Annotated in this window: 3 protein-coding genes; all 3 read right to left on the minus strand. The window is 41.4% G+C overall.

Annotation, left to right across the window (positions count from 1 at the left end):
* Positions 1-245: tryptophan synthase subunit alpha (locus tag ACQR30_RS16895; protein ID WP_429736946.1), on the minus strand; the 245-nt coding region annotated here is incomplete at its 3' end.
* Positions 246-266: 21 nt separating this feature from the next.
* The gene (locus ACQR30_RS16900) at positions 267-863 is read right to left on the minus strand and encodes a GNAT family N-acetyltransferase (protein WP_429736947.1); all 597 of its coding nucleotides are present in this window, start codon (positions 861-863) and stop codon (positions 267-269) included.
* Positions 864-873: 10 nt separating this feature from the next.
* A partial coding sequence (gene trpB / locus ACQR30_RS16905) for a tryptophan synthase subunit beta (protein ID WP_429736948.1) occupies positions 874-1,753 on the minus strand: 880 nt, incomplete at its 5' end.

Genomic DNA, 1,753 nt, shown 5'->3' on the forward strand with positions numbered 1-1,753 from the left:
GCCACTCGACACCGTCTAGCCCGTGACCCGCCCGGGCCCACCCCCCCACGGCCACGCTGATCAATCACCTCTCCATCTGCCAACGGGTCGCTGTAAGGCATACCTAACTCTATCAAATCTGCACCATTATTTTGCAAGGATTTCATTACATCTATAGTGCTGTTTAACTCTGGAAAACCCGCGGTGCAGTAGACATTCAGAACTTCTTTGTTTTTTCTACTAAATAATTCCTGTATACGACTCATTTAATTATTTTTAAAATATACTTATAATTTTTTATACAACATTTCTTTCCCACCATTCATCCATTCTTCTTTTAAGATACTTAGAACAACGCTATCTCTTCGTCCACCATCTGCCGAAGGAACATTTTTTCTCAAAACACCCTCTACGGTGCAACCTATACTTTTCATAGCGGCGATGCTTCTTTCGTTTAGAGAATGTGCCCTCATTTCTATACGTTGGACACCCAATTCTTCAAACGCAAACTGAAATAATAAAAATTTTGCGTGTTTATTTAGACCTGTTCCTTGAAATTTACTTCCATAAAAAGTGTAACCTAGAAACAAATTGCCATAGGCATTATCAATATTGTAGAAGCGCGTACTACCCGCATATTCTTGTTTTATTTTATCAAAAACAATAAATGCATATTGTGTATTATTTACCCTATTTGCCAAAGTATCGGCAATATATTTTTCAAGTTTTTCTTCTCCTGCTGCACTTAACTGAGAATATTGCCACAACATGGGATCTTCCGTTGCAGATAGATGCCTTAAATTGTCTACATCCATAGGAATAAAAGGACGCAGCAATACACGCTGGTCTTCTAAAACATGATCTTTCAAAAAATCGAACTGCATATATTTGAAATTATTGAGGTAAATGCTTCAAGTAAGTGTCCATATCTTTATCTCCCCGCCCACTTAAGCAAAGCACCACGACGTCTTTCTTTGTCAAATTTAATTTACGTAATCCAGCTAATGCATGCGCACTTTCTAATGCAGGTATAATACCCTCTATACGCGTCAGATTAAATGCTTCTTGCAATGCTTCTTCATCTGTTGCACTTAGAAAAATACCTCTGCCAGATTCAAACAAATGTGCATGGAGTGGACCGATACCAGGATAATCCAATCCCGCCGAAATACTGTGTGGTTCTATTACCTGACCATCAGCTGTCTGCATTAAAATACTCTTGCTGCCGTGCAAGACACCAGTTGTGCCTAATTGTGTTGTGGCCGCACTTTTGCCGGAATGTACACCCAATCCGGCCGCTTCTACGGCAACCAGTTTTACATTTTCTTCATTCAAATAATGATAGAAAGTTCCGGCCGCATTGCTTCCTCCACCTACGCAAGCAACTAAATGCGTAGGTAATTCACTACCAGTTTTTTCTTTTAACTGCCAGCGGATCTCTTCACTAATAATACTTTGAAAGCGCGCCACCATTTCCGGATAAGGATGCGGACCAACCACGCTACCGATTACATAATGTGTATCTTCGGGATTATTGATCCAATCTCTGATGGCTTCATTAGTAGCGTCTTTCAATGTCTGACTGCCGCTTTTCGCAGCGACAACTTTTGCTCCCAACATTTTCATGCGAGCAACGTTCGGGGCTTGACGTTCGATATCTACTGAACCCATGTATACGATACATTCCAACCCCTTCAAGGCGCATACGGTTGCCGTAGCAACGCCATGCTGACCTGCACCGGTTTCTGCGATGATGCGCTTTTTGCCCAACCTT

Origin of the sequence: Arachidicoccus sp., assembly GCF_050436765.1 — a bacterium.
Lineage (GTDB): Bacteria > Bacteroidota > Bacteroidia > Chitinophagales > Chitinophagaceae > Arachidicoccus.